The organism is Sphingomonas sp. CBMAI 2297 (genome assembly GCF_029870595.1).
Lineage (GTDB): Bacteria > Pseudomonadota > Alphaproteobacteria > Sphingomonadales > Sphingomonadaceae > Sphingomonas.
On the sequence record NZ_JAPDIR010000001.1, the window covers coordinates 250,459 to 276,534 of the forward strand.

The following is a 26,076-nucleotide window of genomic DNA, read 5'->3' on the forward strand; positions in this document are numbered from 1 at the left end:
GGTGGCGGGGCGGGCCACCATCGCCGGTGCCGTCGCCGCCTCGCTTCCCGTCGCGATCGGCCTGTGGGTGGCGCTGCGCCACGGCCTGCCGCCGATCGCGGCCCAGCCGATGCTGTTCGCGCTTCAATGCTCGAGCGCGGTGGTGCTGCTCGCGCTCGTGCCGGGCATCGAGGCGGTTGCGCACGAGCGGCTGTTCCATCGCTCGATCGATCCCCTGGCCGGCGCCGATTCGCCGCGGCTGATCGTCAACCAGCGCTACATCCAGAACACGCTGGAGCAGCTGGCGGTGCTGCTGCCCGGCCTGTTCCTGCTGGCGCATTACGAGCCCGACCTGCGCCTCGTCGCCGCCACCGCGATCCTGTGGACGCTCGGGCGCTGGGCATGGTGGGTCGGCTATCACATCCATCCGCTGTGGCGCGGGCTCGGCGTCTATTCGATGTTCCTCGGGATGGTCGTGCTGCTCTGGGGCGTCGGCCGGTTCGGGTTCGAGCTGGCCGGCTGGGCCGGCGTGGCGGCGCTGCTCGGCCCGTTCGCGCTGATCGAGCTCTGGCTCTTCCGGGTGCTCCGCCGCTAGGATGCGGCAATGCAAGACTCGCTTCAGTGGCGGCCGATGACGGCGGACGATCTCGACGGCGTCGTCGCGGTGGCCCGAACCGCCTTTCCCGATCATCCCGAAGGCCGCGCCTGCTTCGTCGAGCGGCTCGCGCTCGCGCCCGGCACCTGCTTCGTGCTGGCGGGCGAGGGGCGGGTGGCCGGCTATCTGATCGCCTATCCCTGGCCGCTGGAGGCGATCCCGCCGCTCGACACGCTGCTGGGCGCGCTGCCGGAAAAGCGGGACAGCTGGTATCTCCACGACCTGGCGCTGCTTCCCGAGGCGCGCGGCGGCGGCAATGCCCGGGCGGGGCTCGACCTGCTGTTCGGCGGGATCGACGCGCCGATCGCGCTCGTATCGGTGAACGAATCCGCCGCCTTCTGGGCGGCGCAGGGCTTCGCGCCGCTCGACAGCCCGGCGCTGAAGGCCAAGCTCTCCAGTTATGGCCCGCATGCGCGTTACATGGTGCGGCGCGTCACAAAGCCGGTGTAGACCGGGGCCATGCACTTCGATCTTCTCCAGTCGATCAGCCTTGCCGGCGACGCTTCCGTTCCCAATGACGACCGCGCGGGCTTCGCGCGCACCCATGCCTGGGTGATCGACGGCGCCACCGATCTCGGCCCGCCGGGGCTGGTCGGCGCGCAGGGCGGCGCGGCCTGGCTGGCGAGCGTGGCGCACGCGGCGTTCACCGGCTCCGGCGCCGCGACGATCGGCACGCTCTATGCCGATGTCGCCGCGCACATCCTCGCCGCCTGGGAGCGCGACCGCACGCGCGATCCCGAGGATCGCTGGGAATATCCGCTCGCCTCCGCGCTCGCCGTCCGGCTGGGCGGCGAAGGGCTCGAGATCGGCTGGCTGGGCGATTGCGTCGGCTTTCTCCGCTCGGGCGGGAAGGTCGTGCGGCTCGGCCCGGAAAAGGAAATCCGCAATTCCGAGGCGGAGCGCGCCGCCAGCCTGGCCGAGCACGGCCTGGGCAGCCCCAAGCGCTCCGCGCCGATCCTCGCCAATCTCCGCGCGACGCGCGGGCGGACCGGGATGCGCGTGCTCAGCGTGGATCCCGGGCACATGGCGCAAGTCGATAGCGCGGGCATCGCCTGTGCGCCCGGCGACGAGGTCCTGCTGATGAGCGACGGCTATGCCGCGCTGATCGACAGCTATGCCGCCTATGACGATGCCGCGCTGGTCGAGGCGATCCGCGCGCGCGGCCTTGCCGCCCTCGCGGAGGAACTGCGCGCGATCGAGCGCGCGGATGCCGCCTGCACCCGCTTTCCGCGCTTCAAGGCGTCGGACGACGCCACCGCCCTGTGGCTCCGCATCGGAGGCTGAGATGCACTGGATCCTGCGCTACGCCATCGCGCCCGACTATCTGGAGCGCCGCGCCGGCTTCCGCGACGCGCATCTGGCGCTGGCCTGGGAAAGCGCGGACACGGGCGCGCTGCTTCTGGGCGGCGCGGTCGGCGATCCGCCCGGGAGCGCCCTGCTGCTCTTCGCCAGCGAAGCGGCGGCGCGGGCCTTTGCCCAGGCCGATCCCTATGTCGCCAACGGGCTGGTCACGGGCTGGGAAGTGCTGCCCTGGAACACGGTGGTCGGCGGCGCGGCGGCGAACCCGGTGCGGCCCGCCGCCTGAGCCCCGCTAATCCCGGGCATAGATCGAGCGGCTGAGCGCGTCGCGCACCTCGTCGCGGCCGGCGGTGATGCGCGCGCGGGCATCCCGGTCGATCGCGCCGGCCTGTTCGGCGACTGCCCGGCGGCGGGCGCCCAGCGCCGTGAAGGCCGCCGCATCGGCGCCGCTGCGGAAGCCGAAATAGCCATTGGCATTGTACCAGCTCCGGCGCGCGAGCAGCGTGCACAGCTCGGCGGTGGCGTCGAGCATCGCCTGCTGGCTGGCGGGCAGCGGATCGGCCGCGGCATCGCCGACGATCCGGGCGATGCCCAGCTTCGCCGCCCTGGGCAGGCTGGCGCTCCCGATCTCCTCGGCCAGCGCCTTGCGTCGCGCCATGCGCGCCAGGCCCTGTTCGGCGACGAGCGCGCGGATCGGCGCGATCTCCTTGCAATTGCCGATCGCATGCGGGTTCTGCTGGAGCAGATAGGGGCTGTTGAGCGCGCCGGCGCCGAACTTGTCCAACGCGTCGCCCAGCGCGCGCTGCGCGGCGACATCGGCCTGCAGCGCCTCGGCATAGAGGCGCGAGACCGGCCCGCGCGCGGCCGCGCCGGCGGGCAGGAGCGGCGTGCCGTCCGCGGCCAGCTCGATCTCGGCGAAGCTGCTCGCATCGGCGCGCGACTGGGTCTGGAACTGGCCGTGCGCGATCGCCGCCGCGCCGGCGCCGGCACCGATCAGCAATGCCAGCGAGCCGAGCTTCCATCCCAGATTCGCGTGGCGCGTCGTCGCCAGAAAGCCGATCAGCCACAGCACCAGCCCGGCCGCCGCGCCGCCGATCAGCAGCGCCGGAAACGGCAGCGGCGATCCGAAGCGCGGCCCCAGCAACGCCGCGAGCACCAGCACCGCGCCCCCGGCCAGAGTCGCGATCAGCGGATGGCCGTGCGGGCCTTCCTCATCCCAATTGTCCGACATGATTCCCCCAGTTCCCGGCGACAGCCTAGCGGGGAAGCGTTTCCGTGCAATCGCTTTGGCGGTCCCAAGCCGGCCTTGCTTGCGCCGCGGCGCCCGGCCGCGCAAGGAGCCCGCATGACCAGCACCACCGTTACCGAGCGCGCGTCCGGGCGCCGGGGCCTCGCCCTTGCGATCGGCGCCTATGGCCTTTGGGGCTTCCTGCCGCTCTATTTCCACATCCTGGCCAGCGTGCCGGCGCTGCAGATCCTGGCGCACCGCATCGTCTGGTCGGTGCTGTTCCTCGGCGTGCTGGTCTTCGCGCTCGGCCGCGCGGGCGCGATCTGGCGGGCGGCGCGCGGGCGCACCCTGTTGCTGCTCTGCGCCAGCGCCGCGCTGATCGCGGTCAACTGGTTCGTCTATATCTGGTCGGTCGAGACCGGCCATGTGCTCGAGGCGAGCCTGGGCTATTTCATCAATCCGCTGGTCAATGTCGCGCTCGGCATGCTCGTGCTCGGCGAGCTGCTGCGGCGCTGGCAGGGCGTGGCGATCGCGGTGGCCGGCGCGGGCGTGCTGGTGATGGCGCTCGATGGCGGCGGCGCGATCCTGATCTCGCTCGCGCTCGCCTTCAGCTTCGGCCTCTACGGGCTCGTCCGCAAGGTGGTGGCCATCGATTCGCTGGGCGGGCTCACCGTGGAGACGATCCTGCTGGTCCCCTTCGCCGCCGCCTGGCTGATCTACACCGCCGGGCAGGGGACGAGCGGCTTCGGCGTGTCGGCCGGGCAGAATGCGCTGCTCCTCGCCGCAGGCGTGATCACCGCGACGCCGCTGCTGATGTTCGCCGCCGCCGCCCGGCTGATGCCGCTCTCGATGCTGGGGCTGCTTCAATATATCGCGCCGACCATCCAGTTCTTCATCGCGATCGCGCTGGGCGAGCCGCTGCGCACCGTGCACCTGATCACCTTCGCGCTGATCTGGGCGGGCTGCGCGCTCTATGCCTGGGACAGCCTCCGCGCCGCCCGCGCGCCCATGCCCGGCGACGCCTAGATACTGCTTCAAATGTAGGATTTCTCCTGGTGGAGTCGGCGGATGACCGACTCCGCCAGGCCCCTCGTCACGCCCGAAGCCCGTGCTGCCGCGGAAGCCGCGCGCGATGCCTTCTTCGCACGCGCGCGTGCCAACGGAATCAAGATTTCCGCGCCGGAATCACGCGAAACCGCCGAAAAATATTCAACCGATCGGTTGACTATTCCGGCGGCGAGCGGCATATTAAACCACATGGTTGAACATCGACTCGACGCTACCTTCCACGCGCTTGCCGACCCCACGCGGCGCGGCATGCTCGCGCATCTCTCGCTGGGCGAGAAATCGATCGGCGAGCTGGCCGAGCCTTTCGCGATGTCCTTTGCCGGGGCGGCCAAGCATGTGCGGGTGCTCGAGGGCGCGGGCCTGGTCGCTCGCCGCAAGGTGGGACGCAGCTATATGTGTGCCTTGAAGCCCGATCCGCTCGCCGAGGCCGAGAAATGGCTGAAGCAGTGGGAGAAATTCTGGACCGTCCGCCTCGACGCGCTCGAAGCGATCCTCGCCGCGGACCAGCGGGAGAAGCCTGAATGAGCTATGTCGATGGTTATGTGCTCGCGGTGCCGAGCGGCAATCGGGAGCGGTACCGCGCCATGGCGGCGCGCGTCGCGAAAATCTTCGTCGAGCATGGCGCGCTGCGCGTGGTCGAGAATTGGGGCGACGACGTGCCCGGCGGCGAGCGTACCGATCTGAAGCGCGCGGTGGCGCTGCGGGAAGGCGAGGCCGTCGTCTTCTCCTGGGTCGAATGGCCGTCGAGGGAAGCGCGCGATCGCGGCAACGAAGCCATTGCCGCCGATCCCAGGCTCCAGCCCGACGCGGCCGATGCCGACATCCTCGATCCCGGGCGCATGATCCATGGCGGGTTCGCCACCATTGTCGACGAAACGGGAGGCAAGGCATGATCCAGGCGACTCCCTTTCTGATGTTCCAGGGCGGCAAGGGCCAGGCGGCGCTCGATTTCTATGTCGAGACCGTGCCCGGCAGCCGCATCGAATCGGTCGAGCGTTTCGGCCCCGACGGGCCGGGGCCCGAAGGCACGATCCTGCGCGCCCATGCGGTGATCGCCGGGCAGAAGGTGATGGTGCATGACAGCTTCGTCACCCATGGCTTCGATTTCACGCCGTCCTGGTCCTTCTTCCTCGACGTGGACGATCGCGCGGCGTTCGACCGGCTGTTCGCGGCCCTGTCGGACGGGGGCGGCGTGCTGATGCCGCCGGACAATTATGGCTGGAGCAGCCGCTTCGGCTGGGCGAACGACCGGTACGGCATCTCCTGGCAGGTCAACCTCGCATGAGCGCGCCGGTGATCCTCACCGTCACCCGCGCCTTCGCGGCGAGCGCGGAGCGGGTGTTCGATGCCTGGCTCGATCCGGCCCGGGCGGCGCGCTTCCTGTTCGCCACGCCCGAGGGCGAGATGCTGGTCTGCGAGATCGATGCGCGCGTCGGCGGCCGGGGGCTGATCGTCGAGCGGCGGGCCGGGGGCGATGCCCGCCACCGCCTCCGCTTCGAGGTGATCGAGCGCCCGCGCCGCCTCGTCTTCCTCTTTTCGGCCGACCCGGCGGAGGAGGGGGAGTGGACGCGCGTCGCGATCGAGATCGCGCCCACGCCCATGGGCTGCATGTTGACGCTCACCCATGAAATGGACCCTGCCTGGGCAAGCTATGAGGAGCCGACCCGCAAGGGCTGGACGATGATCCTCGAGAGCCTGGGCCGTATCACGGAGACGGAAAATGGCTGACACCCTCACTGCCGACACGATCACCCCGCAGATGCTCCGCTTCGAGCGCGACCTGGCCGCGCCGATCGAGACGGTGTGGCAATATCTGGTCGATCCGGAGCTGCGGGCCCGCTGGTTCATGGGCGGGCCCACCGAGCCGCGGATGGGCGGCAAGCTCGGCCTGACCTTCAATCATCAGGACCTGTCCGACGGCGATGTGCCCAATCCCGAGCGCTACGCCCAATATGAGGGCAAGGCCTGGTCGGAGACGATCCTGCGGATCGAGCCGCCGCATTGCCTCGCCTTCACCTGGGACAATGGCGAGGCGGGGGAAGTGACGATCGAGCTGTTCGCCTTCTCGCCGGCCCGCACGCGCCTCGTCCTCACGCACAACCGCCTGCGCGGGCCCGAGGATGCGCGCAGCTTCGGCGGCGGCTGGGCGGCGCATCTCGCGGTGCTGCAGAAGCGCCTGGCCGGCGAGCATGTCGCCAGTTTCTGGGACCTGCATACCGAGGCGGAGAAGCGCGCGGCGGAAGCGGTGGGGCTGGCCTGAGCCGAGGCGCCGCCAGCCATGGGACGCTCCCCCGGCCTTGCGCCGGGATGACGGCAATGGGGTAGAGAGGAAGGACGGGGAAGCGCGAGCGGCCCCGCCGCGCACCCGCCACCGGCGGCGCCCTGCGAAGCCGGGGCGTGCCCGCCGCTGCCGCCGGGATGGCGCTTCCAATGTAGGATTTCGTCTGGAAGACTGGCCGCGCTCTTTCTCATGGCGAATCCTGCGACGACCGGCGGCCAGGCGCCTCCCCGGCCGGCTCCGGCCCTTAGGTTGAGGACTCATATTCTTCCTTCGTCACCCCGGCCTTGCGCCGGGATGACGGTAGAAAATCAGATATTTGGTTGGGTTCTCAGCCCAGGGGTTGTGACCTTCGGCGCCTTTGTGGCCCTTTCCGGGTAAATTGGCCTGGCTCAGGGGATTTCGAACAGCCCCGCCGCGCCCATGCCGCCGGCGGTGCACATCGAGACGACGACATGGCGCACGCCGCGCTTGCGCCCTTCGATCAGCGCATGGCCGACGAGGCGCGATCCGCTCATCCCGAACGGATGCCCGATCGCGATGGCGCCGCCATTGACGTTGAGCCGGTCGGGGTCGATCCCCAGCGTGTCGCGGCAATGGAGGCATTGGCTGGCGAATGCCTCGTTGATCTCCCACAGGCCGATATCCTCGACCCTGAGGCCGGCGCGCTTGAGCAGCTTGGGCACCGCGAAGACCGGGCCGATCCCCATCTCGTCGGGCTCGCAGCCGGCGACCTGGAAGCCGCGATAGATGCCTAGTATCTCCTTGCCTTCGGCCCTGGCGGTCTCGCGGTCCATCAGGATCTGGGCGGCGGCGCCGTCGGAGAGCTGGCTGGCATTGCCGGCGGTGACGTGCCGGCCCTGCGCGACGAACTGGCCGTCCTTCCAGACCGGCTTGAGCCCGGCGAGCACTTCGGCGGTGGTGCCGGCGCGAATGCCTTCGTCCCGGGTGACGGTGACGGTCTCGCTGCCGGTGCGGTTGCCTTCCTTGTCGAAGAGCGCCTTCGCCACCGTGATCGGCGCGATCTCCTCGGCAAAGGCGCCGTTCTCGAGGCCGGCGGCCGCGCGCTGCTGGCTGGCGGCGGCGAAGGCGTCCTGGGCCTCGCGGCTAATACCATAGCGCTCGGCGACGATCTCGGCGGTCTCGATCATCGGGATATAGGCCGCCGGCACCCGGTCGGTGACAGACTTGTTGGGATAGCGCGGCGCGTCGCGCATGGTCAGGCTGATCGATTCCATGCCGCCGGCCAGCGCGACGTCGATCTCGTCGGTCATGATCGAGCGCGCGGCCAGGGCGATGGCGGTGAGGCCCGATCCGCATTTGCGGTCAAGGCTGAAGGCGGGCACGCTGTGCGGCAGGCCGGCGGCGAACAGCGCCATCCGCGCCATGTTCGCGCCCTGGGTCCCCCATTGGTTGCCCATGCCGTAGAAAACGTCGTCGATCCGCGCCGGATCGATGCCGGCACGCGCCACCGCCGCGTTCATCACATGGGCGGCGAGCACCGGCGCCTCGGTGTCGTTGAAATAGCCGCGCCCCGCCTTGCCGATTCCGGTTCGCGCCGTCGAGACGATCACAGCTTCACGCATTGCGGCACCCTCCTGTTTTCGAAGATGCGGTATGGCTGCGCGGCGCCGCGATTGCAATGGCTCCGCAGCGCCCCATATCCACGGCCGGAGGTGCGCCATGGCGAGCAGGCCGATACGGATTCCGGGGCCCGACCACCCCATCACGGTCACCCGGTCGGATGCGCATGTGGTGGTGCGCGCCGCCGGACGGGTGATCGCCGAGACGCGCCGCGCGCTCGAACTGCGCGAGGCGAGCTACCCGCCGGTCTTCTACATCCCCCGTGCGGATGCCGACATGACCCTGCTCGTGCGGACCGAGCATGCGAGCTATTGCCCGTACAAGGGCGAGGCCGCCTATTTCTCGATCCGCGGCGGGGCCGAGAATGCGGTGTGGAGCTATGAGGCGCCCTATGCGGCGGTCGCCGAGATTGGCGACCATCTGGCCTTTTATCCGGACCGGGTGGAGGCGATCGAAGTCAATCGCTGAACGCCGGCGGGCGCTTCTGCATATTGGCCATCACTGCCTCGATCTGGTTGGGCGTGCGCAGCAGCGCGGCCTGTTCCCGGCTTTCGGCGAGCAGGGTCTCGGTGGTGCCGGCCTCGAGATTGGCGAGCCGCTTGGCGGCGCGGACGGCATGGGGGTTGCGCCCGGCAATGGCCCGGGCGAGCGCCATCGCCTCTGCATGCGGATCCTCGGCGATGCGGGTGACGAAGCCGAGCGCCGCTGCTTCCTCCGCGTCGAACTCGCGAGCGGTATAGGCGAGCTCGCGCAGCACATCGTCGCGGACATTGCCGTGCCAGAGCGCATAGCCGGCCATGTCGGGCACGATGCCCCATTTCATCTCCATCACCGAAAGCCGCGTGCCCGGCGCGGCGATCCGCACGTCCGCGCCGCTGGCGATCTGGAGGCCGCCGCCGAAAGCCACGCCGTGCACCGCCGCGATCACCGGCATGGGCAGGGCGCGCCAGCCCCAGGCGACTTGCTGGAAGTCGTTGGCCGGGCCGTGCGTGCGCCGGGCAAGGTCGATGCCCGATCCTCCGGCCGCCATGCTGGCCATGTCCAGGCCGGCGCAGAAGCCGCGTCCTTCGCCCGAGAGCACCACGGCGCGGATGCCGGCCTCTCCCTCCAGCCGGGCGATCGCCGCGATGATCGCCGCGAACATCGCCGGATCGAGCGCGTTGAGCTTGTCGGGCCGGGCCAGCCGCACCTCGGCGACGCCATCCTCGATCTCGATCCTGACCCGCTCTTCCATGCCTGCTCTCCTTTGCCTCGCGGACAGAATAGCGCGCAATCAGCCCGCGCAAAGCCGATAGCCGCGCCCCTTGTCGGTGCGCAGCATCGGCACGGCGAAACCCCGGTCGAGCTTGGCGCGCAGGCGCGAGACATGCACCTCGACGACATTGGTGCCGGGATCGAAGCCGAGGCCCCAGACCGCCGCCAGCAGTTCGGAGCGTCCCGCCGGGCGGTCGCCCTGGCGGACCAGATGGAGGAGCAGGGCATATTCGCGGGGGAGCAGCGATATCGGCCGGCCGGCGCGGGTCACGCGGCGCTCGACCGGGTCGATGCGAAGCTCGCCGAGCACGATCTCGGGCCGCCGCCGGATCCGCGCGGCAAGGCGGGCGGCCACTTCCTCGGCGGTGGCGGAGGCGGGCATCGCATCGTCGGCACCGGCATCGAGCGCATGGGCCACGCTGCCTTCGCTCGGCAGCAGCAGCAGGAGCGGCTCCTGCCAGCCCAGTGCCCGGATCCGCGCCACGCTCTCGCCGGTGCCCGCGAACAGGCCCGCCGCCGCCTTCACCCCCGGCGCATAGGGGACGAGCCCCAGTCCGCGCGCCGCAGTGGCTCGGGCAAGGTCAGGGAGTTCGACTGTACAGGCGACACGTACGGTCACGGCACCGAAGCTAGCGGCGATGGCACCAATTCGGCGGCAACCATGTCCGTTACGGAGCTAGTCTCGCCCGGGCATGGCCGGCGACGAAGCGGTCGGGATCGTCCGTCGCGCGGGAAAGCAGCATCGGTGCCTCGTCGGGCAGCGCCGAGACCAGCGCGTCTAGCGCGGTCACTCGCATTCGCGCACAGGGATGGTGGCGAGCGAAACGTTCGGCGAGATCGAGCCCGTTGCCGACATGCACCGCGACGGCGACCAGGGCCTCCGCGGCCGTCACCGTCAGCCCCTCGGCGATCGTCCCGCGCCCGATATCGAAGCGATACTGGTCGAGCCAGGGCTGGGCGGGATCGGCGCCGAGGATGTTGAGCGAGACCGACATGCTGTCCGGCGGCAACTGGACGTGCACGTCGCGCCGCATCCGGTAGAGCATCAGCCTGCCCGGTTCGAGCCGGGCACGTTCGACGAAGCGCAGCCCCGCCTGCTCGCCGGGCAGGCCCGTGAGCGGCGCCGCGTCATATTCGTAATAGTCGCTCCAATAGCCCGGGCCGAGATAGCCATAGGTAAGGAAAGGGAAATTATGGTCGTGCGGCAGGTCGTAGAAGAAAGCCGCCGGCCCGCTGCGGCGCGTGGCCGAATCGGCGCGGGCCGGCCAGAAATTGGCACGCAGCACATAGCGGCCATTGGGCGGGCGCAGCAGGAAGACCTGCGCGCCATAGCCATTGCCGGCATGCTGGGCGGCGCAGCGCGTCTTGAGCTCGGCGATCGCGAGGTCGGCGAGGAAATCGCGGTTGCGCCCCAGCCGGGCGAGCAATGGCCCCCAGCTCGCGAACGCGTCCTCGTCGCGTGCATCGACGGGATAGGCATCGAGCGTCTCGACCAGTTCGACCAGCTCGATCGCGCCGCCCAGGCCCGGATCGATCAGGCGCGGCATGCCGCCCCCAGCCGTGGACGCACCACCGCGAGCGTCCGGGCGGCCGCCTCGCGTATCTCTATGTGCGGATCGTCTGCCGCCATGGCTTCGAGCCGGGGCAGGGCGGCGCGGGCATCGAGCGCCAGCCATTCGCGCATCGCCGCCCAGCGCAGATGAAAGGCCGGATCGCGGCTCGCCGCGTCGAATTGCGGTGCCGCATCGGCCCGCCCGGCAAGGCGGAGAAAGGCGAGCAGCACCTCGGCGCGCGAGGCCCGGTCGTCCCCGCTCGCGACGCGGAGCAGCTTGCCGTCGCCGATCGCATGCTCACGCATCAGCGGCGCGGCACCGGCCCGGATCGTCGCCACCAGCGTGACCACGTCGCCCCTGGCATCGGCGAGCAGCTGGGCTTCGCGGCGTCCATCGATCGCGTGGACGATGCCATCGGCGAGCCGCAGGGGGGCCATTTCCGTGCAAGGTGGCGCCTCGGCGGCGCGGAAGTCCGGCCCGGCGGGCGCGGTCCGCCAGCGCCGCAGCGTCGCCCCGCCGGCGCGGATGAACCGCGTCACGGCGAGGCGGCCGGAAAAGGTGCAGCTGGCCGGCGGCGGCCGCCGGCGCATCGCGGCCGCGCCGGTCACGCAGGCGGAGATCGCCACCGCGGGACAATCGAACAGCACGGCGCCGACGCGAAGGCCGTCGCGGCTGGCCTTGAACGGCGGCTCGAACAGGGGATCGGCAGCGAGCGCATCGATCAGCGGCTGGAGCAGAGCCCCGGCCCAGCCGCCGTCGCGGAGGAGCTTCGTTGCGCGGTTCATCGCCTCCTCGGCATCGCTCGCGGCGCAATCGGCGAAGAGCGCTTCGAGCGCGCGATGAGCCTCGCCATGCCGCCACTTCCGGATCGAGCCCCGCCCAGCCTCTCGCGCGGCGATGAGTGCCGCGCGCGTTCCGGCGTCCATCCCGTTCATGCGAAGTCGGGCGCGATCTCGTAGATCAGGATCGCGATGCCGACGATCAGCTCGAACAGATCGTCGACATCGTTCAGGACCGTGCGCAGCGTTCCGTGCATCGCCACGCTGGTGCCCAGTTCCGGGATCTCGCCCAGATCGATCTTCAGCAACCCCATGCTTCCCTCCCTTTCGAAGGTTCCCCGATGGCGCTACGCTAGGGCGGGACGGGAATGGTGCATCTTACAACGATGTAATTGCCGCCATTTGCGTGCTTTCCTCCACCGCGCTAGGGGGCGGCCATGCGCCAACCGGCCCCTTCCGCCTTCGACCCGCTGCGCTTCTTCGAGCTGCGATATGCCAGCCACGGCACCCGGCTGGGCATCGGCTATCGCGCGCACGGGCCCGACTGGGCGGAGCTCGAGCTGCCCTATCGCGAGGACATGATCGGCGATCCGGCCTCGGGCGTGCTCGCCTCCGGCCCGATCCTGGCGCTGATGGACATGGCCACCGCGGTCTCGGTCTGGCTGCGCGCCGGCGCCTTCGTGCCCCAGGCGACGCTCGACCTCAGGATCGACTATCTGCGCCCCGCGGCACCGGGACGCACGGTGGTCGGCCGCGGCGAATGCTATCGGCTGACGCGCTCGATCGCCTTTGTGCGCGGCCAGGCGCATGACGGCGATCCGGACGATCCGATCGCCCATGTCGCCGGCACCTTCATGGCGACGGAGCGCTACCGGTGATCCTGCCTCCCTATGCGGAACTGCTCGGCCTGACGGTCGAGCCCGGCGCTACGGCGCCGGTGCTGGTGATGCCCTTTGGCGAAGGCGTGCTCGGCCGCCCCGGCTTCCTGCACGGCGGCGCGATCGGCGGCCTGCTCGAAATGGCGGCGGTGGGCGCGCTCTGGCAGGCGCTCGGCACCGACGAGACCCAGGTCAAGCCGATCAACCTGACGGTGGACTATATGCGTGGCGGCCGCGACAAGCCGACCCGGGCCCGCGGCGCGGTGACCCGGCTTGGCACCCGCGTCGCCAATGTCGAGGCGATCGCCTGGCAGGACGAGCCGGACCGGCCGATCGCGGCGGCGCGGATGAACTATCTGATCCTTCGCTAGGATCCTCTGGGCGTCAGCCGGAACAGCCGCCCATTGGCCTTGCCGGCGTCCTCGAGCAGCCACACCGCGCCGTCCGGGCCCTGCACCACGTCGCGGATGCGCATGCCGAGGTCCCATTGCTCGGCCTTGCTCGCCCTGTCGCCGTCCAGCGCGACGCGGATCAGCGCGCGACCCGACAGCGCGCCGATCAGCAGCGAGCCTTTCCATTTCGGGAACATGCCGCCCGAATAATAGATCATCCCGCCCGGCGAGATCGACGGGTTCCAATAGACCGCCGGCGCCTCGAAGCCGTCGCCGGGGGCGTGCCGCGGGATCGGCGTGCCGTCGTAATTGTCGCCGTTCGAGACCAGCGGCCAGCCATAGTTCCGGCCCCTGCGGATCAGGTTGACCTCGTCGCCGCCCTTGGGCCCCATCTCGTTCTCCCAGAGCCGGCCGCTCGCGTCGAACACCAGCCCATAGGGATTGCGATGGCCGAGGGTCCAGGTCTCTGCGGGGACGAGATTGGGACCCTCCACTTGCTGCGCGCGGCTCGCGGCGGTCTTGGCGATCTCGGTGTTCTTCGGCGGATCGGTGACCGTCACCGTCGCGGTGCCGGCCTTGCCCGCCCAGGGGTTGCCGGGCGCCGGCTTGCCGTCCAGCGTCAGGTGCAGGATCTTGCCGAGCGCCTGGTTCGGGTCCTGGGCCGGGGTGAAGCGCTGGCGCTCTCCCGACGTCAGGAACAGCGACTTGCCGTCGGGCGCGAAGGCGATGACCGCGCCGAACTGGCCGCCCTTGCCGTCCGATCCCGCGCGCCACAGCACCTGCGGGTCGGTGAGCGCCGGCGTCGCGCCGTCGACGAAGGTCGCGCGGGCCATCGCCAGGCTGGATCCCTGGGGCCGCGGCTCGGCATAGGTGTAGTAGACTCGCCGGCTCTTCGCGAAATCGGGCGCGGGGATCACGTCGAGCAGGCCGCCCTGGCCCTGAAAGGCTACGTCGATATTGGCGATCACCCGCCGCTGCCGGCCGTCCGCCGAGACCAGCAGGATCCGGCCCGCCTTCTCGGTCACCAGCATGCGGCCGTCGGGCAGGAAGGCCATGGCCCAGGGCGCGTCGAAAGCGGCGACCTGCGCCATGGTGAAGGGCGGTTCGCCATTGGCGGCGGAAGGGTCCGCCTGCCGCGCCGAGAGGCCCGAGCCGGCATTGCAGGCGGCGAGCAATGCCAGCGCGGGCAATGCCAGGCGAAGACTGTTCTGCATCGGATCGATCCCTCTCTTTCGTTGTCGCGGCGCCAACGCTTCGAAAGCCGTAGCGGCTCCGGGCGTTGCCTCCGGTGCCAATTCTGCTTGCATCCCGGGCGCCTGCCAAGTGAAGCTGGCACGGGGAAGGCAAAGGGGGAATCATGCGAGGCAAGCTTTTTCGGGGGATGGCGTTCGCCTGCGCCATCGTACTCGCCGGCATCGCGACGGTGACGGCGATGGCGCGGTCCGGGGCGGTCGCTCCGGATCCCGATCCCGCCGTGCCGAGCGCCGCTGATTTCGGGGCACTGCCGGCGATCGGCGCCCCCGTGATCGCGCCCGACGGGAAGCTCATCGCCGCCAAGGGGCTGATCAAGGGCAAGCCGGTGGCGCTGATCTTCGAGACGGCCATCGAGGGGCGCAAGATCCGGCCGATTCCGATCCCGGACAAGCACCGCATCGAATGGATCCGCTGGGCGGGCAGCCGGCGCGTCCTGGTCAGCCTGAGCACGGCGGCCCGCGTGCTCGATGAGGATACCCGGCTGACCCGGATCGTGCTGCTCGACCTCGATACCGGCAAGCAGAGCTCCATCGGGCCGCGCGACCAGGGCGTGGTCGGCGACAATGTCGTCCATGTCGATCGGGACGGGCAGTATCTGCTGCTCAACACCCAGCCGAGCATCTATGAATGGCCGTCGGTCTATCGCGTCGATCTCGGCACCGGCAAGTCGACCAAGATCGTCAGCTCGCGCGAGGATGTGTGGGACTGGTATGCCGATTCCGACGGCGTGGTGCGGGTCGGCATGGGCACGCGCGACGGGCGCTACTGGATCTATTATCGCGACAGGGACGGCGAGGACTTCCGGCGCAGCCAGCGCCGCGACGTGGGCACCGGCGCCGGCGACACCCGGATCGACAGCTTCACCCTGGCGCCCGGCAGTGCCCAGGGCTATGCGGTGGCGGCGGGCAAGAGCGGCCGTTTCGGCCTCTATCGCTACGACTTCGCCAAGGAAGCGCTGGGCGAGCAGATCTACGAGAATCCGCAGGTCGACATCGACGATTTCGATCTTGGCCTGGACGGCAAGGTGCGCGGCGTCTTCTACGAGGAGGACAAGCCCGGGGTCACCTGGTTCGATCCCGAGATGCAGAAGCTCCAGGCCGGGCTCGACCGTGCCGTGCCCGGCCATCTCAACCGCGTCGTCTCGTCGAGCCGCGACAAGATGCAGCTGCTGATCTGGAGCGCCTCTTCCGACGATCCCGGCGCCTATTACGTCTATGATCGCAGGACCCGGCACATGGACGCGTTCGCCGCGCCCTATGACAGCCTGATCGGCAAGCGGCTCGCCGCGATGGAGCCGGTCCGCTACCAGGCGCGCGACGGGCTCGAGCTGCGGGCCTATCTGACGATGCCGCCGGGCCGCGGCGACAAGAACCTGCCGATGGTCATCATGCCGCATGGCGGCCCCTTCGCGCGTGACAGCTGGGGCTATGACGCCTGGGTCCAGTTCCTGGCGAGCAAGGGCTATGTGGTGCTCCAGCCCAATTTCCGCGGCTCGACCGGCTTCGGCCGCGATTTCGTCGCCAAGGGAATCGGCCAATGGGGGCGCGGCATGCAGGACGATATCGACGACGGCGTGAAATGGCTTGCGGCCAGGGGCGTGGTCGATCCCAAGCGCGTCTGCATCATGGGTGCTTCGTTCGGCGGCTATGCGGCGATGTGGGCGGCGGTGCGCAATCCCGAGACCTATCGCTGCGCGATCAGCTTCGCCGGAGTTTCCGACGTCGCCTCGATGCTGCGCTACGACGGCCGCACGATGGCCGCGACCCGCTATTTTAGCGACTGGCGCACCCGGGTGCAGGGCGACAAGCATTTCGAGCTCGATACCGTCTCGCCCCTGAAGCAGGTCGAGCGGATGCGCGTGCCGATCCTGCTCGCGCATGGCGAGGACGACGACAATGTGCCGCTCTACCAGTCGCGCCGTCTGCACGACGCGCTGCAGAAGCTGGGGCGGGCGCATGAATATGTCGTCTATCCCAAGGAAGGGCACGGCTTCGCCGATCCGGTGCATTCGACCGACTTCCTCACCCGGGTGGGCAAGTTCCTCGACACGCATAATCCGAGTTGAGGGCCGGGCAGCGGATTTACCCGGACGGCGCGGCAAAGTTTACGAACCATATGCATGCGGGCCCGGATTCTGCTCCCCCAGACGCGCCGATGCCGGTGGATTTACCCCGCTGGGGCGAAGTGTCGTCCTGTGCGACGCGAAGGGGCACGGGGACGCCGTGTCACGCGAAAACCTGCATTGAAAGGCCCTTCGCCCCTGGCCAGGGCGGGATCCCGCCCCGGCCCGAATCCGATTGCTCTTGCCGCCGCCGCGCCGAGTGCGTATATCGCTTGTGCTTTCTCGACATCGTCAAACATGCCGAGGTCGGGGCCCGCAGGGCTCCGGCGCCGAAGCTGCTTGACCAATTCCGGAGTGCCGCGTGGCGAATATTGCCGACCTCACCAAGCTGATCGAACCCGAAGCCCAGGCGCTCGGGCTCGCGCTGGTGCGCGTCAAGATGTTCGGCGGCACCAGCGACCCGACGTTGCAGGTGATGGCCGAGCGCCCCGACACCCGCCAGCTCACCATCGACGATTGCGCCGATCTGTCGCGCCGCATCTCCGATGTGTTCGACGCGCTGGAGGAAGCGGGCAAGGACCCGTTCGATTACGCCTATCGCCTGGAAGTCAGCTCGCCGGGCATCGACCGGCCGCTCACTCGGCTCCAGGACTATGCGGACTGGAAGACGCACGAGGCGCGGCTGAACCTGGCCGAGCCGCTCGAGGACGGGCGCAAGCAATTGACCGGCGACCTGATCGGCATCGAGGGCGATCTCGTCTCGATCGACGTCCGCAAGTACAAGGTAGTCAGCGTTCCGTTCGGCAGCATCGCCGACGCCAAGCTGCTGATGACCGACCGACTGATCAACGCCACCGCGCCGCTCTCGACCGAGGGCGCGGACGAATACGAAGCAGAGGAAGACAACTGATGGCCACCGCCATTTCCGCCAACAAGGCCGAGCTGCTCGCCATCGCCGATTCGGTCGCGAAGGAGAAGCTGATCGACAAGGCCATCGTCATCGAGGCGATGGAAGACGCGATCCAGCGCGCCGCGAAGAACCGCTACGGCGTGGAGAACGACATTCGCGCCAAGCTCGACCCGAACACCGGCGACCTGCGCCTGTGGCGCGTCGTCGAGGTGGTCGAGGCGGTCGATGATTATTTCAAGCAGGTCGACGTCAACCAGGCGCAGAAGCTCCAGAAGGGCGCGGCCGTGGGCGACTATATCGTCGATCCGCTGCCCCCGATCGAGTTCGGCCGCATCCAGGCCCAGGCCTCGAAGCAGATCATCTTCCAGAAGGTCCGCGACGCCGAGCGCGAGCGCCAGTATGAAGAGTTCAAGGACCGCCAGAACGAGATCATCACCGGCGTGGTGAAGCGCGTCGAGTTCGGTCACGTGGTCGTGGACCTGGGCCGCGCCGAGGGCGTGATCCGCCGCGACCAGCAGATCCCGCGCGAAGTGGTTCGCGTCGGCGATCGCGTCCGCTCGATCATCCTCAACGTCCGCCGCGAGAACCGCGGCCCGCAGATCTTCCTGAGCCGCGCGCACCCCGAGTTCATGAAGAAGCTGTTCGCGCAGGAAGTGCCCGAGATCTACGACGGCATCATCGAGATCAAGGCCGCCGCCCGCGACCCGGGCTCGCGCGCCAAGATCGGCGTGATCTCGCATGACTCGTCGATCGATCCGGTCGGCGCCTGTGTCGGCATGAAGGGCTCGCGCGTCCAGGCCGTGGTGCAGGAGATGCAGGGCGAGAAGATCGACATCATCCCCTGGTCGCCGGACACCGCGACCTTCGTCGTCAACGCGCTGCAGCCGGCGAATGTCAGCCGCGTCGTGATCGACGAGGAAGAGGACCGTATCGAAGTCGTCGTTCCCGACGATCAGCTCAGCCTCGCCATCGGCCGTCGCGGCCAGAATGTGCGCCTGGCTTCGCAGCTGACCGCCAAGGCGATCGACATCCTCACCGAGACCGACGCCAGCGAGAAGCGCCAGGCCGAGTTCGTCGCGAACAGCGAGATGTTCCAGAACGAGCTCGACGTCGACGAGACGCTGGCCCAGCTGCTGGTCGCCGAAGGCTTCAGCAGCCTCGAGGAAGTGGCCTATGTCGAGCTCGACGAGATCGCCTCGATCGAGGGCTTTGACGAGGAGCTCGGCCAGGAGCTGCAGAGCCGCGCGCAGGAAGCGCTGGAGCGCCGCGAGGAAGCCAATCGTACCGAGCGCCGCGCGCTGGGCGTCGAGGACGACCTCGCCACCATGCCGTACATGACCGAGGCGATGCTGGTCACGCTCGGCAAGGCGGGCATCAAGACACTCGACGACCTGGCGGACCTCGCCACCGACGAGCTGGTGCAGAAGAAGCGCGCCGAGCCGCGCCGCCGCAACGAGGACGCGCCGAAGCGCGAGCAGGACAAGGGCGGGATCCTCGCCGAGTACGGGCTCAGCGACGAGCAGGGCAACGAGATCATCATGGCGGCCCGCGCGCACTGGTTCGCGGACGAGGACGATGCCGCGGCGGTCGCGCCGGCGGAGGACGAGGCCTGATGCCCTTCATCGACATCCGTCTGGCCGGCCCGGCCACCCGCGAGCAGAAGGCTGGCATCGTCGCCGATGTCACGGCCTCGATGGTCGCGCGCCTGGGCAAGCCGGCGGGTGCCGTCCAGGTCAACATCACCGAGCTGAGCTTGGAGAATTACGGCGCGGGCGGTCAGCTGATCGCGGACCGCAATGCGCCGGTGCAGGGAGACGCGCATGCGGAACCCTCACAATGACACGGCACGGCTGAAGACCAGCGCGACCACCTCTTCCGCATCGCGGGAGGGGAGCGACCCCATGCGCACCTGCATCCTGAGTCGCGAGGAAGCTCCGCGCGACGGGCTGATCCGACTCGCGCTCTCGCCCGACGGCGAGGTGCTGCCCGATGTCCGCGCCAAGGCGCCGGGCCGCGGCGCCTGGATCGGCGTGACTCGCGCGGAACTCGAAGCTTCGGGCAAGAAGCTCAAGGGCGTGCTCGCCCGCGCCTTCAAGGGCGCCGAGCTGCGCATTCCCGAGGATCTGGGTGCGCGGATCGAGGAGCAGCTCCGGCGCAACGCGCTCGACCGGCTGGGCCTGGAGTTCAAGGCCGGGCATGTCGCGATCGGCGGCGACCGCATCCAGGAAGCCGCGCGCGGCGGCAGGCTCCACCTGCTGCTCCATGCGAGCGATGCCGGCGAGGACGGCGCGCGCAAGCTCGCCCAGGCCTGGCGCGTGGGCAGCGATCGCGAGGGCAGCGGCCTGCAGGGCTTAACATTGCCGATCCCGCGCACCATATTGTCCTTGGCGCTTGGCCGCGAAAATGTGGTACATGCGGGCCTGACCGACGCCAAAGCGGCTGCGCGGACGAGCGAAGCGCTCGATCGGTGGCTGCGCTTTATCGGATCCGATTCCACCCCTCGCCCTTGCGAAACCGCTTCGCAAGGCGCATCGGCGCTTCCGTCGGAAGCGTCCGAAGACGAACGACAGACTGAAGGACTTTAGGCAGGCGCATGAGCGACACCGATAACGATAAGCCGAAACTGGGCATGCGCGCACCGCTGGGGCTGAAGCGCACGGTCGAGACGGGCAAGGTGAAGCAGAGCTTCAGCCATGGCCGCTCGAACACCGTGGTCGTGGAAGTGAAGCGCCGCCGTGTCCTGGGCCCGCACGGCACTCCGCAGGACGAGGCGCAGGCCGCGCCCGAGCCTGTCGCCGCGCCCGTCGAACGAGACGGCGCAGGAGCGCCAGGCCCGACTGCTGCGCGAGGCGGAAGACCAGCGCATGCAGGCGAACGAGGAAGCGCGCCGCCGCGAGGAGCGCGAGCGCGCCGAGGCCGCCGAAGCCGAGGCCCGTCGCATCGAGGAGAAGGCCCGGGCCGAGGCGGAAGCCGCCAAGGCGCCGCCGGCTCCCGAGCCCAAGGTCGAGAAGGCCGTCGAGGCCGCTCCGGCACCCGTCGCCGCTCCGGCGCCGACTCCGGCCCCGGCTCCCAAGCCCGCGCCGACGCCGGCGCCGCCCCCGGCTCCGGTCGCGCTGCAGCTCGATCCGAGCCGCCCGGCCCCGCGCCTGTTCACCCCGGTGCAGCGCCCCGAGATTCCCAAGCCGCAGCCCAAGCCCGAGCCGAAGCCCGAGGCTGCCGCTCCGGCGCCGACCCAGGCCGCGCGCCCGGCCGGCGGCGGCAATGCGCCCGCATCGCGCCCCGCCCCCACGGGCGGTGCGCCGGTGCGCCGCGGCCCCGAGCCCGCGCGTCCGCAGCAGCGCGACCGCAAGGGCGACGATCGCCGCCAGTCGGGCAAGCTCACCGTCAATCGCGCGCTGGGCGGCGAGGACGGCGCCCGCGCCCGCTCGCTCGCCGCGCTGAAGCGCGCCCGCGAGAAGGAGCATCGCCGTGCGTTCGGCGGCGGCTCGATCCAGCGCGAGAAGCAGGTCCGCGACGTGGTCGTCCCCGAGGCGATCACCGTGCAGGAGCTCGCCAACCGCATGGCCGAGAAGGGCGCCGACCTGGTGAAGGCGTTGTTCAAGATGGGCATGCCGGTCACCGTCAACCAGACGATCGACCAGGACACCGCCGAGCTGCTCGTCACCGAATTCGGCCACAACCTGCAGCGCGTCAGCGAGAGCGACGTCGACCTGGTCGAGGCCGAGGCCGATGCCGAGGACACGCTGCAGCCGCGCGCGCCGGTGGTGACGATCATGGGTCACGTCGACCATGGCAAGACCTCGCTGCTCGATGCCCTGCGCGGCACCGATGTGGTGAAGGGCGAGGCCGGCGGCATCACCCAGCATATCGGCGCCTATCAGGTCACGCTGAAGGACAAGTCGAAGATCACCTTCCTCGACACGCCGGGCCACGAGGCCTTCTCGGAAATGCGCGCGCGCGGCGCCGACATCACCGACATCGTCGTGCTGGTGGTGGCCGCCAATGACGGCCTGATGCCGCAGACGATCGAGGCGATCAACCACACCAAGGCGGCCGGCGTGCCGATGATCGTGGCGATCAACAAGGTCGACCTCGACAGCGCCAATCCGCAGCGCGTGCGCGAGCGCCTGCTCGAGCATGAGGTGATCGTCGAGGAGATGGGCGGCGAGACGCAGGACGTCGAAGTCTCCGCGCTCAAGAAGATCGGCCTCGACGACCTGATCGCCAAGATCCAGATCCAGGCCGAGCTGCTCGACCTCAAGGCCAATCCGGACCGCGAGGCCGAGGGCACGGTGATCGAGGCCAAGCTCGACAAGGGCCGCGGCCCGGTCGCGACGATCCTGGTCAGCCGCGGCACGCTCAAGGTGGGCGACGTGTTCGTCGTCGGTGCCGAGAGCGGCAAGGTCCGCGCGCTGATCAACGACAAGGGCCAGCAGGTGAAGGAAGCGGGCCCGTCGGTGCCGGTCGAAGTGCTCGGCCTGTCGGGCGTGCCGATGTCGGGCGACGGGCTCCAGGTCGTGGAGAACGAGGCGCGTGCCCGCGAGGTCGCCGAATACCGCCAGGGCGTGGCGCTGCAGAAGCGCACCACCCAGGCGCCGGCCAGCCTCGAGAGCATGTTCTCGGCGCTGCGCGACAAGCAGGCGATCGAGTATCCGCTGGTGGTCAAGGCCGATACCCAGGGTTCGGTCGAGGCGATCGTGGGCGCGCTCAACAAGATCTCGACCGACGAGATCAAGGTGCGCATCCTCCACAGCGGCGTGGGCGCGATCACGGAAAGCGACGTCAATGTCGGCGCGGCCTCGGGCGCTCCGATCATCGGCTTCAACGTCCGCGCCAATGCCAAGGCGCGCGAGATCGCCGAGCGCAACAAGGTCGCGCTCAAATATTATGATGTGATCTACGACCTGACCGACGAAGTCCGCGCCGGCATGGCGGGCGAGCTCGGTCCGGAAGCGTTCGAGACCGTCGTCGGCCGCGCCGAGATCAAGGAAGTCTTCTCGGCCGGCAAGCACGGCAAGGCCGCCGGTCTGCTGGTGGTCGAGGGCGCGATCCGCAAGGCGCTCAAGGCGCGCATCACCCGCGACGACGTCATCATCTACAATGGCGAGATCGCGTCGCTGCGTCGCTTCAAGGACGATGTGGCCGAAGTGCGCGCGGGCCTGGAGTGCGGCGTGACGTTCAGCCAGAACTTCACCGACATCAAGGCCGGCGACTATCTCGAGACCTTCGAAGTCGAGATGCGCGAGCGCACGCTCTGATGCCGGAAAGCCGGAGGAGACGACGCAAGTCCTCGCCTCCGGCACCGCGCCGGCGAAGCTGGTGGCGCGGGGCGCTGTTCTCCGCGGCGGACGGCGCGAGCATCGGCTGCCTGCCGCTGCTCCTCTGCCTCGCCCTGCCGGCGTCGATGCTGCGATGAGCTCGATCTTCGACGATTTCCCATCGCCTTCCTCCGCCCGGCTGCTCGGCTGGGAGATGAGAGGGTTCGACGCGGCGGCGCGGACGATCGAGATCGGCTTCACCATCGACGACCGGTTCCTCAATCCGGCGGGCACGGTGCAGGGCGGGTTTCTGGCGGCGATGCTCGACGATACCCAGGGGCCCTGCCTGTTCGCGGCGAGCGAGGGGCGGGTCTATGCGCCGACGATCGATTTCCATGTGGTGTGCCTGAGGCCCGCGCGGCCCGGCCGTTTCACGGGGAAGGGCAGGGTGGTGAGCCTGGGCAAGACGATCGCGGTGACCGAGGCCGAATTGTTTGACGAAGGCGGCAACATGGTCGCCCGCGGCACCTTCACGGGCCGCGTGATGGAAGGCGCGATGGCGCGCCGGGGTGAGAAATGAAGACGCAGACCACCACCGAAGAGCGTTCCGTCCGCCTGCTGCGCGTCGGCGAGCAGGTGCGCCACGTGCTGAGCGAGATCCTGCAGCGCGGCGAAGTGCACGACGAGACGCTGGCCAGCCACATGGTCTCGATCACCGAAGTGCGCATGTCGCCCGATCTGCGCCACGCCACCGTGTTCGTGAAGCCGCTGCTCGGCAAGGACGAGGAAGTGGTGATCAAGGCGCTGCGCACCAACACCGCCTATCTCCAGCGCGAAGTCGCCCACCGGGTGAAGATGAAATATGCGGCCAGGCTCAAGTTCCTGGCGGACGAGAGCTTCGACGAGGGCAGCCATATCGACAAGCTGCTGCGCGACCCCAAGGTGGCGCGCGACCTGGGCGAGGATGGTGAGGGCGATTGACTCCCGCGCTGGTAAGACGCATCTTACCGCCATGAACGCGCACACTCGAATGTCCGACAAGGGTCAGGTGGTCGTTCCCAAGTCCATACGGGATCGGCTTGGCTGGGCTGCCGGGGCCGATCTCGAAGTCATCGAGACATCGAGCGGAATTTACCTCACGCGCCGTCAGGCGCGGCAAGCATCGCTAACGGTCGAGCAGGCCGTCCGGCAGCTTCGCGCGATCTACAAGCATGCGGGACCGCCGGTTGCCGTCGAGGATCTGGGCTGGTCATCCGACATTGCGGACGACGCATGAGGTCCGTCGACACCAATGTGCTGGCGCGTTTCATCCTGGCCGACGATATGCCGCAGCACAGGATCGCCAGCGCTGTTCTGGCGGAACCGGTCTGGGTCACGCCGACTGTTTGGCTGGAACTGGGCTGGTTGCTCCACAAACGATTGAAGCTGGCGCGTTCGGTCGTGGCCGACGCAATGATCGTCCTTCTCTCGATCGAAACGATACGGACCCAGGGTTCGGATCGCCTGCGCTGGGCCATTGAGCAATACAGGTCGGGCGCGGATTGGGCAGACGCGATGCACCTGATCATGTCGGAGGACGTGGCTGATAAATTCGCCACTTTCGACAAGGGCGTTGCTCGGCAGGTCGGCGAAGCAGCATCCGTCTCTATCGAGATTCTCGCATAAAATGGCCAAGCTCTATTTCTACTATGCCTCGATGAACGCGGGCAAATCGACCACGCTGCTCCAGGCCGATTTCAACTATCGCGAGCGCGGCATGCGCACCTTGCTGTTCACCGCCGGCATCCATGACCGGGGCGGCAAGGGCGTGATCGATTCGCGCCTGGGCATCAGCGCCAATGCGGTCCCCTTCGAGGAAGCGACTGACCTGCGCCGCATCGCCGAGGACGCGCATTACGAGATGCCGCTCGCCTGCATCCTGGTCGACGAGGCGCAGTTCCTCTCGCCAGCCCAGGTCCGCCAGCTCGCCCATCTCGCCGACGAAGTGGGCATCCCGGTGCTCTGCTACGGCCTGCGCACCGATTTCCAGGGCCGGCTCTTCCCCGGCTCGGCAGAGCTGCTCGCGCTCGCCGATTCGCTGGTCGAGATCAAGTCGGTGTGCGAATGCGGGCGCAAAGCGACGATGAACCTGCGCGTCGATGCCGCGGGCAATGCCGTGCGGCAGGGCGAGCAGCGCGAGGTGGGCGGCAACGAGCGCTATGTCGCGCTGTGCCGGCGCCACTTCATGCAGCGTACAGCCTGACTATGCTAAGGCGCGGGGCAGGAGTGTTCCACATGGTCTTCGAAAGGAGACGAACCATGTTCCGCAAGACCGTCCTCGCGCTGGCGCTGCCGGCGCTGTTCGTCACTTCCGCTGCCTCGGCGCAGCAGGCCGGCCCCACGCCCGGGCCCAAATCGGGCGAGCCGGCGACGATCCCGTTCATGACCCGGAACGACATCCGCACCTTCGAATCCACCGACGATGGCGACGGCGTCTACATCCAGGATGCCCGGCGCAACTGGTATTATGTGAGCTTCTTCGGCCGCTGCAACGAGCTGCCCTGGGCGATCGGCGTGGGCTTCAAGACCTTTGCCGGCGGCTTCCAGATCGATCGCGGCGACACGATCATCGCCGGGCGCGAGCGGTGCAGGATCGACGATATCGTCCATAGCGGCCCGCCACCGGCCAAGGCGGCGAAGGCCGGCAAGGCCAAGGGCGCCTGACGCTGGCTCCGGCGGCCGGCCTCGGCTAGGGGCCGCCGGATGCATGGCTGGATCATCCTCGACAAACCTCTGGGCCTCGGCTCCACCCAGGGCGTGAGCGCCGTCAAGCGCGCGCTGCGTGACGGCAAGTACGGCAAGTTCAAGGTCGGCCATGGCGGCACGCTCGATCCGCTGGCGACCGGGGTGCTGCCGGTGGCGATCGGCGAGGCGACCAAGCTGGCCGGGCGGATGCTCGACAGCGACAAGGTGTACGACTTCACGATCTGCTTCGGCGCGGAGACCGACACGCTCGATCTCGAAGGCAAGGTGATCGCGACTTCGGACGTCTTCGTTGACGGCGCGGACGTGGAAGATGTGCTGGCCGAATTCATCGGCGAGATCGATCAGGTGCCGCCGGCCTATTCCGCACTCAAGATCGACGGCGAACGTGCGTATGACCTGGCGCGGGCAGGCGAGGAGGTGACGCTCGCGACGCGTCGCGTCACCATCCACGATCTGCGTTATGTCGCGTGGTGGGCGGAGGAGGGGAAGCAATTCGCCACGCTGCGCGCCCATGTCTCCAAGGGCACCTATATCCGCAGCTTGGCGCGCGACATCGCCCGGGCGCTCGGCAGCGTCGGTCACGTCACGATGCTGCGCCGGGTGAAGGCCGGGCCCTTCACCCTGGATTCCGCGATTTCGCTGGACAAACTGGACGAAGCCGCTAAGGGCCGCTCCCTTGAACAACTCCTCCTGCCATTGAGGGCGGGGCTGGACGACATCCCGGCTCTATCCCTCACCCCCGACCAGGCAGGGCTGCTCCGACAGGGGCAGGTTCTGGCCGGGATCGCCAAGGAAGACGGCCAATATTTCGCGTGCCTGGGGGACACCCCGATCGCGCTGGTGGAGGCTCTATCCGGTCAAATCCGGGTCGTTCGCGGCTTCAATTTGTAAGCGATGTCG

At 69.0% G+C, this 26,076-nt stretch carries 33 protein-coding genes and 1 pseudogene; 26 read left to right on the forward strand and 8 right to left on the reverse strand.

The genetic code is table 11. The annotated features are described in order from the left end of the window. Position 1 precedes the first annotated feature (1 nt). The 4 genes from OMP43_RS01265 to OMP43_RS01280 are packed head-to-tail and all read left to right on the forward strand — an operon-like array spanning position 2 to position 2,219. Entirely contained in the window at positions 2-574 is a 573-nt protein-coding gene (locus OMP43_RS01265) for an MAPEG family protein (RefSeq protein WP_280277685.1), read from the forward strand. Positions 575-583: 9 nt separating this feature from the next. Beyond that, positions 584-1,084 (forward strand): GNAT family N-acetyltransferase, encoded by a 501-nt coding sequence (locus tag OMP43_RS01270; RefSeq protein ID WP_280277686.1) that lies wholly within the window; start codon positions 584-586, stop codon positions 1,082-1,084. Between the two features lie 9 nt (positions 1,085-1,093). Continuing rightward, positions 1,094-1,918: a PP2C family serine/threonine-protein phosphatase gene (locus OMP43_RS01275; protein ID WP_280277687.1), complete on the forward strand. Its 825-nt coding sequence runs from the start codon at positions 1,094-1,096 to the stop codon at positions 1,916-1,918. 1 nt (position 1,919) lies between these two features. Beyond that, positions 1,920-2,219, forward strand: coding sequence for a YciI-like protein (locus OMP43_RS01280; RefSeq protein WP_280277690.1), 300 nt, complete (start codon positions 1,920-1,922; stop codon positions 2,217-2,219). 6 nt (positions 2,220-2,225) lie between these two features. Here the strand turns inward: OMP43_RS01280 and OMP43_RS01285 are convergent, their stop codons facing one another. Then, positions 2,226-3,164, reverse strand: a complete 939-nt coding sequence (locus tag OMP43_RS01285) for a hypothetical protein (protein ID WP_280277692.1) — start codon at positions 3,162-3,164, stop codon at positions 2,226-2,228. A 114-nt stretch (positions 3,165-3,278) separates the two neighbouring features. Here OMP43_RS01285 and rarD point away from each other — a divergent pair, with 114 nt between their 5' ends. Genes rarD through OMP43_RS01315 form a run of 6 tightly spaced genes read left to right on the forward strand, consistent with a single transcriptional unit; the run spans position 3,279 to position 6,489 of the window. Beyond that, positions 3,279-4,187, forward strand: coding sequence for an EamA family transporter RarD (gene rarD, locus OMP43_RS01290; protein WP_280277693.1), 909 nt, complete (start codon positions 3,279-3,281; stop codon positions 4,185-4,187). Between the two features lie 42 nt (positions 4,188-4,229). Continuing rightward, positions 4,230-4,754: a metalloregulator ArsR/SmtB family transcription factor gene (locus OMP43_RS01295; protein WP_280277694.1), complete on the forward strand. Its 525-nt coding sequence runs from the start codon at positions 4,230-4,232 to the stop codon at positions 4,752-4,754. Then, positions 4,751-5,122 carry a DUF1428 domain-containing protein gene (locus OMP43_RS01300; protein ID WP_280277695.1) on the forward strand — a complete coding sequence of 124 codons (372 nt, stop codon included), beginning with the start codon at positions 4,751-4,753 and terminating at the stop codon, positions 5,120-5,122. Before OMP43_RS01295 ends, OMP43_RS01300 begins: the two co-directional genes overlap by 4 nt. Continuing rightward, positions 5,119-5,514, forward strand: a complete 396-nt coding sequence (locus OMP43_RS01305; RefSeq protein WP_280277696.1) for a VOC family protein — start codon at positions 5,119-5,121, stop codon at positions 5,512-5,514. The genes OMP43_RS01300 and OMP43_RS01305 overlap by 4 nt, the downstream gene beginning before the upstream one ends. Next, on the forward strand, positions 5,511-5,957 hold the full coding sequence (locus OMP43_RS01310) for an SRPBCC domain-containing protein (RefSeq protein WP_280277698.1): 447 nt from the start codon (positions 5,511-5,513) through the stop codon (positions 5,955-5,957). The genes OMP43_RS01305 and OMP43_RS01310 overlap by 4 nt, the downstream gene beginning before the upstream one ends. After that, complete coding sequence (locus OMP43_RS01315; RefSeq protein WP_280277699.1) at positions 5,950-6,489, forward strand: SRPBCC family protein; 540 nt, start codon at positions 5,950-5,952, stop codon at positions 6,487-6,489. The genes OMP43_RS01310 and OMP43_RS01315 overlap by 8 nt, the downstream gene beginning before the upstream one ends. A gap of 410 nt (positions 6,490-6,899) precedes the next feature. Here the strand turns inward: OMP43_RS01315 and OMP43_RS01320 are convergent, their stop codons facing one another. After that, positions 6,900-8,093: an acetyl-CoA C-acyltransferase gene (locus tag OMP43_RS01320; RefSeq protein ID WP_280277701.1), complete on the reverse strand. Its 1,194-nt coding sequence runs from the start codon at positions 8,091-8,093 to the stop codon at positions 6,900-6,902. A gap of 97 nt (positions 8,094-8,190) precedes the next feature. Between OMP43_RS01320 and OMP43_RS01325 the strand changes: the two genes are divergently transcribed. Then, on the forward strand, positions 8,191-8,559 hold the full coding sequence (locus OMP43_RS01325) for a DUF427 domain-containing protein (protein ID WP_280277702.1): 369 nt from the start codon (positions 8,191-8,193) through the stop codon (positions 8,557-8,559). Here OMP43_RS01325 and OMP43_RS01330 read toward each other — a convergent pair. Genes OMP43_RS01330 through OMP43_RS01350 form a run of 5 tightly spaced genes read right to left on the reverse strand, consistent with a single transcriptional unit; the run spans position 8,549 to position 11,991 of the window. Beyond that, on the reverse strand, positions 8,549-9,325 hold the full coding sequence (locus tag OMP43_RS01330; RefSeq protein WP_280277704.1) for a crotonase/enoyl-CoA hydratase family protein: 777 nt from the start codon (positions 9,323-9,325) through the stop codon (positions 8,549-8,551). The two genes, OMP43_RS01325 and OMP43_RS01330, sit on opposite strands and share 11 nt — an antisense overlap. Before the next feature lie 39 nt (positions 9,326-9,364). Next, positions 9,365-9,964 (reverse strand): winged helix-turn-helix domain-containing protein, encoded by a 600-nt coding sequence (locus tag OMP43_RS01335; RefSeq protein WP_280277706.1) that lies wholly within the window; start codon positions 9,962-9,964, stop codon positions 9,365-9,367. A gap of 49 nt (positions 9,965-10,013) precedes the next feature. Further along, on the reverse strand, positions 10,014-10,892 hold the full coding sequence (locus OMP43_RS01340; RefSeq protein WP_280277707.1) for a transposase: 879 nt from the start codon (positions 10,890-10,892) through the stop codon (positions 10,014-10,016). Beyond that, a complete protein-coding gene (locus OMP43_RS01345) occupies positions 10,880-11,824 on the reverse strand; it encodes a hypothetical protein (protein ID WP_280277708.1) in 945 nt (314 codons plus the stop codon). Before OMP43_RS01345 ends, OMP43_RS01340 begins: the two co-directional genes overlap by 13 nt. 5 nt (positions 11,825-11,829) lie before the next feature. Beyond that, positions 11,830-11,991 (reverse strand): hypothetical protein, encoded by a 162-nt coding sequence (locus tag OMP43_RS01350; RefSeq protein ID WP_280277709.1) that lies wholly within the window; start codon positions 11,989-11,991, stop codon positions 11,830-11,832. Between the two features lie 123 nt (positions 11,992-12,114). Here OMP43_RS01350 and OMP43_RS01355 point away from each other — a divergent pair, with 123 nt between their 5' ends. Together OMP43_RS01355 and OMP43_RS01360 are read left to right on the forward strand one after the other, a co-directional pair. Next, positions 12,115-12,555 carry a PaaI family thioesterase gene (locus OMP43_RS01355; protein ID WP_280277710.1) on the forward strand — a complete coding sequence of 147 codons (441 nt, stop codon included), beginning with the start codon at positions 12,115-12,117 and terminating at the stop codon, positions 12,553-12,555. Next, positions 12,555-12,926, forward strand: coding sequence for a PaaI family thioesterase (locus tag OMP43_RS01360; protein WP_280278088.1), 372 nt, complete (start codon positions 12,555-12,557; stop codon positions 12,924-12,926). Before OMP43_RS01355 ends, OMP43_RS01360 begins: the two co-directional genes overlap by 1 nt. Here OMP43_RS01360 and OMP43_RS01365 read toward each other — a convergent pair. Then, positions 12,923-14,161, reverse strand: a complete 1,239-nt coding sequence (locus OMP43_RS01365; protein ID WP_280277711.1) for a PQQ-dependent sugar dehydrogenase — start codon at positions 14,159-14,161, stop codon at positions 12,923-12,925. The two genes, OMP43_RS01360 and OMP43_RS01365, sit on opposite strands and share 4 nt — an antisense overlap. 143 nt (positions 14,162-14,304) lie before the next feature. Here OMP43_RS01365 and OMP43_RS01370 point away from each other — a divergent pair, with 143 nt between their 5' ends. The 13 genes and pseudogenes from OMP43_RS01370 (at position 14,305) to truB (ending at position 26,067) form a co-directional block, all read left to right on the forward strand. After that, a complete protein-coding gene (locus OMP43_RS01370) occupies positions 14,305-16,266 on the forward strand; it encodes a S9 family peptidase (RefSeq protein WP_280277713.1) in 1,962 nt (653 codons plus the stop codon). A 358-nt stretch (positions 16,267-16,624) separates the two neighbouring features. After that, the gene (rimP, locus tag OMP43_RS01375) at positions 16,625-17,173 is read left to right on the forward strand and encodes a ribosome maturation protein RimP (RefSeq protein WP_086127975.1); all 549 of its coding nucleotides are present in this window, start codon (positions 16,625-16,627) and stop codon (positions 17,171-17,173) included. After that, a complete protein-coding gene (nusA, locus tag OMP43_RS01380; protein ID WP_280277716.1) occupies positions 17,173-18,786 on the forward strand; it encodes a transcription termination factor NusA in 1,614 nt (537 codons plus the stop codon). The genes rimP and nusA overlap by 1 nt, the downstream gene beginning before the upstream one ends. After that, a complete protein-coding gene (locus OMP43_RS01385; protein WP_280277717.1) occupies positions 18,786-19,013 on the forward strand; it encodes a 4-oxalocrotonate tautomerase family protein in 228 nt (75 codons plus the stop codon). The genes nusA and OMP43_RS01385 overlap by 1 nt, the downstream gene beginning before the upstream one ends. 61 nt (positions 19,014-19,074) lie before the next feature. After that, the gene (locus OMP43_RS01390; RefSeq protein ID WP_280278089.1) at positions 19,075-19,758 is read left to right on the forward strand and encodes a DUF448 domain-containing protein; all 684 of its coding nucleotides are present in this window, start codon (positions 19,075-19,077) and stop codon (positions 19,756-19,758) included. Positions 19,759-19,766: 8 nt separating this feature from the next. Beyond that, a pseudogene (gene infB, locus OMP43_RS01395) lies at positions 19,767-22,431 on the forward strand (translation initiation factor IF-2). A 154-nt stretch (positions 22,432-22,585) separates the two neighbouring features. Further along, positions 22,586-23,011 (forward strand): PaaI family thioesterase, encoded by a 426-nt coding sequence (locus OMP43_RS01400; protein WP_280277718.1) that lies wholly within the window; start codon positions 22,586-22,588, stop codon positions 23,009-23,011. Continuing rightward, a complete protein-coding gene (gene rbfA, locus OMP43_RS01405; protein ID WP_280277719.1) occupies positions 23,008-23,412 on the forward strand; it encodes a 30S ribosome-binding factor RbfA in 405 nt (134 codons plus the stop codon). The genes OMP43_RS01400 and rbfA overlap by 4 nt, the downstream gene beginning before the upstream one ends. A 49-nt stretch (positions 23,413-23,461) precedes the next feature. Further along, positions 23,462-23,707, forward strand: a complete 246-nt coding sequence (locus OMP43_RS01410; protein WP_280277720.1) for an AbrB/MazE/SpoVT family DNA-binding domain-containing protein — start codon at positions 23,462-23,464, stop codon at positions 23,705-23,707. Further along, the gene (locus OMP43_RS01415) at positions 23,704-24,096 is read left to right on the forward strand and encodes a type II toxin-antitoxin system VapC family toxin (protein WP_280277721.1); all 393 of its coding nucleotides are present in this window, start codon (positions 23,704-23,706) and stop codon (positions 24,094-24,096) included. Before OMP43_RS01410 ends, OMP43_RS01415 begins: the two co-directional genes overlap by 4 nt. A 1-nt stretch (position 24,097) precedes the next feature. Next, entirely contained in the window at positions 24,098-24,673 is a 576-nt protein-coding gene (locus tag OMP43_RS01420; RefSeq protein WP_280277722.1) for a thymidine kinase, read from the forward strand. Between the two features lie 56 nt (positions 24,674-24,729). Continuing rightward, entirely contained in the window at positions 24,730-25,134 is a 405-nt protein-coding gene (locus OMP43_RS01425; protein WP_280277724.1) for a DUF6491 family protein, read from the forward strand. Between the two features lie 39 nt (positions 25,135-25,173). Further along, positions 25,174-26,067, forward strand: coding sequence for a tRNA pseudouridine(55) synthase TruB (gene truB, locus OMP43_RS01430; protein WP_280277725.1), 894 nt, complete (start codon positions 25,174-25,176; stop codon positions 26,065-26,067). Positions 26,068-26,076 lie beyond the last annotated feature (9 nt).

Coding starts and splice junctions, on each gene's coding strand:
- OMP43_RS01270 (WP_280277686.1), top strand. CDS start 584: ATGCAAGACTCGCTTCAGTGGCGGCCGATGACGGCGGACGATCTCGAC.
- OMP43_RS01275 (WP_280277687.1), top strand. CDS start 1,094: ATGCACTTCGATCTTCTCCAGTCGATCAGCCTTGCCGGCGACGCTTCC.
- OMP43_RS01280 (WP_280277690.1), top strand. CDS start 1,920: ATGCACTGGATCCTGCGCTACGCCATCGCGCCCGACTATCTGGAGCGC.
- OMP43_RS01285 (WP_280277692.1), bottom strand. CDS start 3,164: ATGTCGGACAATTGGGATGAGGAAGGCCCGCACGGCCATCCGCTGATC.
- rarD (WP_280277693.1), top strand. CDS start 3,279: ATGACCAGCACCACCGTTACCGAGCGCGCGTCCGGGCGCCGGGGCCTC.
- OMP43_RS01295 (WP_280277694.1), top strand. CDS start 4,230: ATGACCGACTCCGCCAGGCCCCTCGTCACGCCCGAAGCCCGTGCTGCC.
- OMP43_RS01300 (WP_280277695.1), top strand. CDS start 4,751: ATGAGCTATGTCGATGGTTATGTGCTCGCGGTGCCGAGCGGCAATCGG.
- OMP43_RS01305 (WP_280277696.1), top strand. CDS start 5,119: ATGATCCAGGCGACTCCCTTTCTGATGTTCCAGGGCGGCAAGGGCCAG.
- OMP43_RS01310 (WP_280277698.1), top strand. CDS start 5,511: ATGAGCGCGCCGGTGATCCTCACCGTCACCCGCGCCTTCGCGGCGAGC.
- OMP43_RS01315 (WP_280277699.1), top strand. CDS start 5,950: ATGGCTGACACCCTCACTGCCGACACGATCACCCCGCAGATGCTCCGC.
- OMP43_RS01320 (WP_280277701.1), bottom strand. CDS start 8,093: ATGCGTGAAGCTGTGATCGTCTCGACGGCGCGAACCGGAATCGGCAAG.
- OMP43_RS01325 (WP_280277702.1), top strand. CDS start 8,191: ATGGCGAGCAGGCCGATACGGATTCCGGGGCCCGACCACCCCATCACG.
- OMP43_RS01330 (WP_280277704.1), bottom strand. CDS start 9,325: ATGGAAGAGCGGGTCAGGATCGAGATCGAGGATGGCGTCGCCGAGGTG.
- OMP43_RS01340 (WP_280277707.1), bottom strand. CDS start 10,892: ATGCCGCGCCTGATCGATCCGGGCCTGGGCGGCGCGATCGAGCTGGTC.
- OMP43_RS01345 (WP_280277708.1), bottom strand. CDS start 11,824: ATGGACGCCGGAACGCGCGCGGCACTCATCGCCGCGCGAGAGGCTGGG.
- OMP43_RS01350 (WP_280277709.1), bottom strand. CDS start 11,991: ATGGGGTTGCTGAAGATCGATCTGGGCGAGATCCCGGAACTGGGCACC.
- OMP43_RS01355 (WP_280277710.1), top strand. CDS start 12,115: ATGCGCCAACCGGCCCCTTCCGCCTTCGACCCGCTGCGCTTCTTCGAG.
- OMP43_RS01365 (WP_280277711.1), bottom strand. CDS start 14,161: ATGCAGAACAGTCTTCGCCTGGCATTGCCCGCGCTGGCATTGCTCGCC.
- OMP43_RS01370 (WP_280277713.1), top strand. CDS start 14,305: ATGCGAGGCAAGCTTTTTCGGGGGATGGCGTTCGCCTGCGCCATCGTA.
- nusA (WP_280277716.1), top strand. CDS start 17,173: ATGGCCACCGCCATTTCCGCCAACAAGGCCGAGCTGCTCGCCATCGCC.
- OMP43_RS01385 (WP_280277717.1), top strand. CDS start 18,786: ATGCCCTTCATCGACATCCGTCTGGCCGGCCCGGCCACCCGCGAGCAG.
- OMP43_RS01390 (WP_280278089.1), top strand. CDS start 19,075: ATGCGCACCTGCATCCTGAGTCGCGAGGAAGCTCCGCGCGACGGGCTG.
- OMP43_RS01400 (WP_280277718.1), top strand. CDS start 22,586: ATGAGCTCGATCTTCGACGATTTCCCATCGCCTTCCTCCGCCCGGCTG.
- rbfA (WP_280277719.1), top strand. CDS start 23,008: ATGAAGACGCAGACCACCACCGAAGAGCGTTCCGTCCGCCTGCTGCGC.
- OMP43_RS01410 (WP_280277720.1), top strand. CDS start 23,462: ATGTCCGACAAGGGTCAGGTGGTCGTTCCCAAGTCCATACGGGATCGG.
- OMP43_RS01415 (WP_280277721.1), top strand. CDS start 23,704: ATGAGGTCCGTCGACACCAATGTGCTGGCGCGTTTCATCCTGGCCGAC.
- OMP43_RS01420 (WP_280277722.1), top strand. CDS start 24,098: ATGGCCAAGCTCTATTTCTACTATGCCTCGATGAACGCGGGCAAATCG.
- OMP43_RS01425 (WP_280277724.1), top strand. CDS start 24,730: ATGTTCCGCAAGACCGTCCTCGCGCTGGCGCTGCCGGCGCTGTTCGTC.
- truB (WP_280277725.1), top strand. CDS start 25,174: ATGCATGGCTGGATCATCCTCGACAAACCTCTGGGCCTCGGCTCCACC.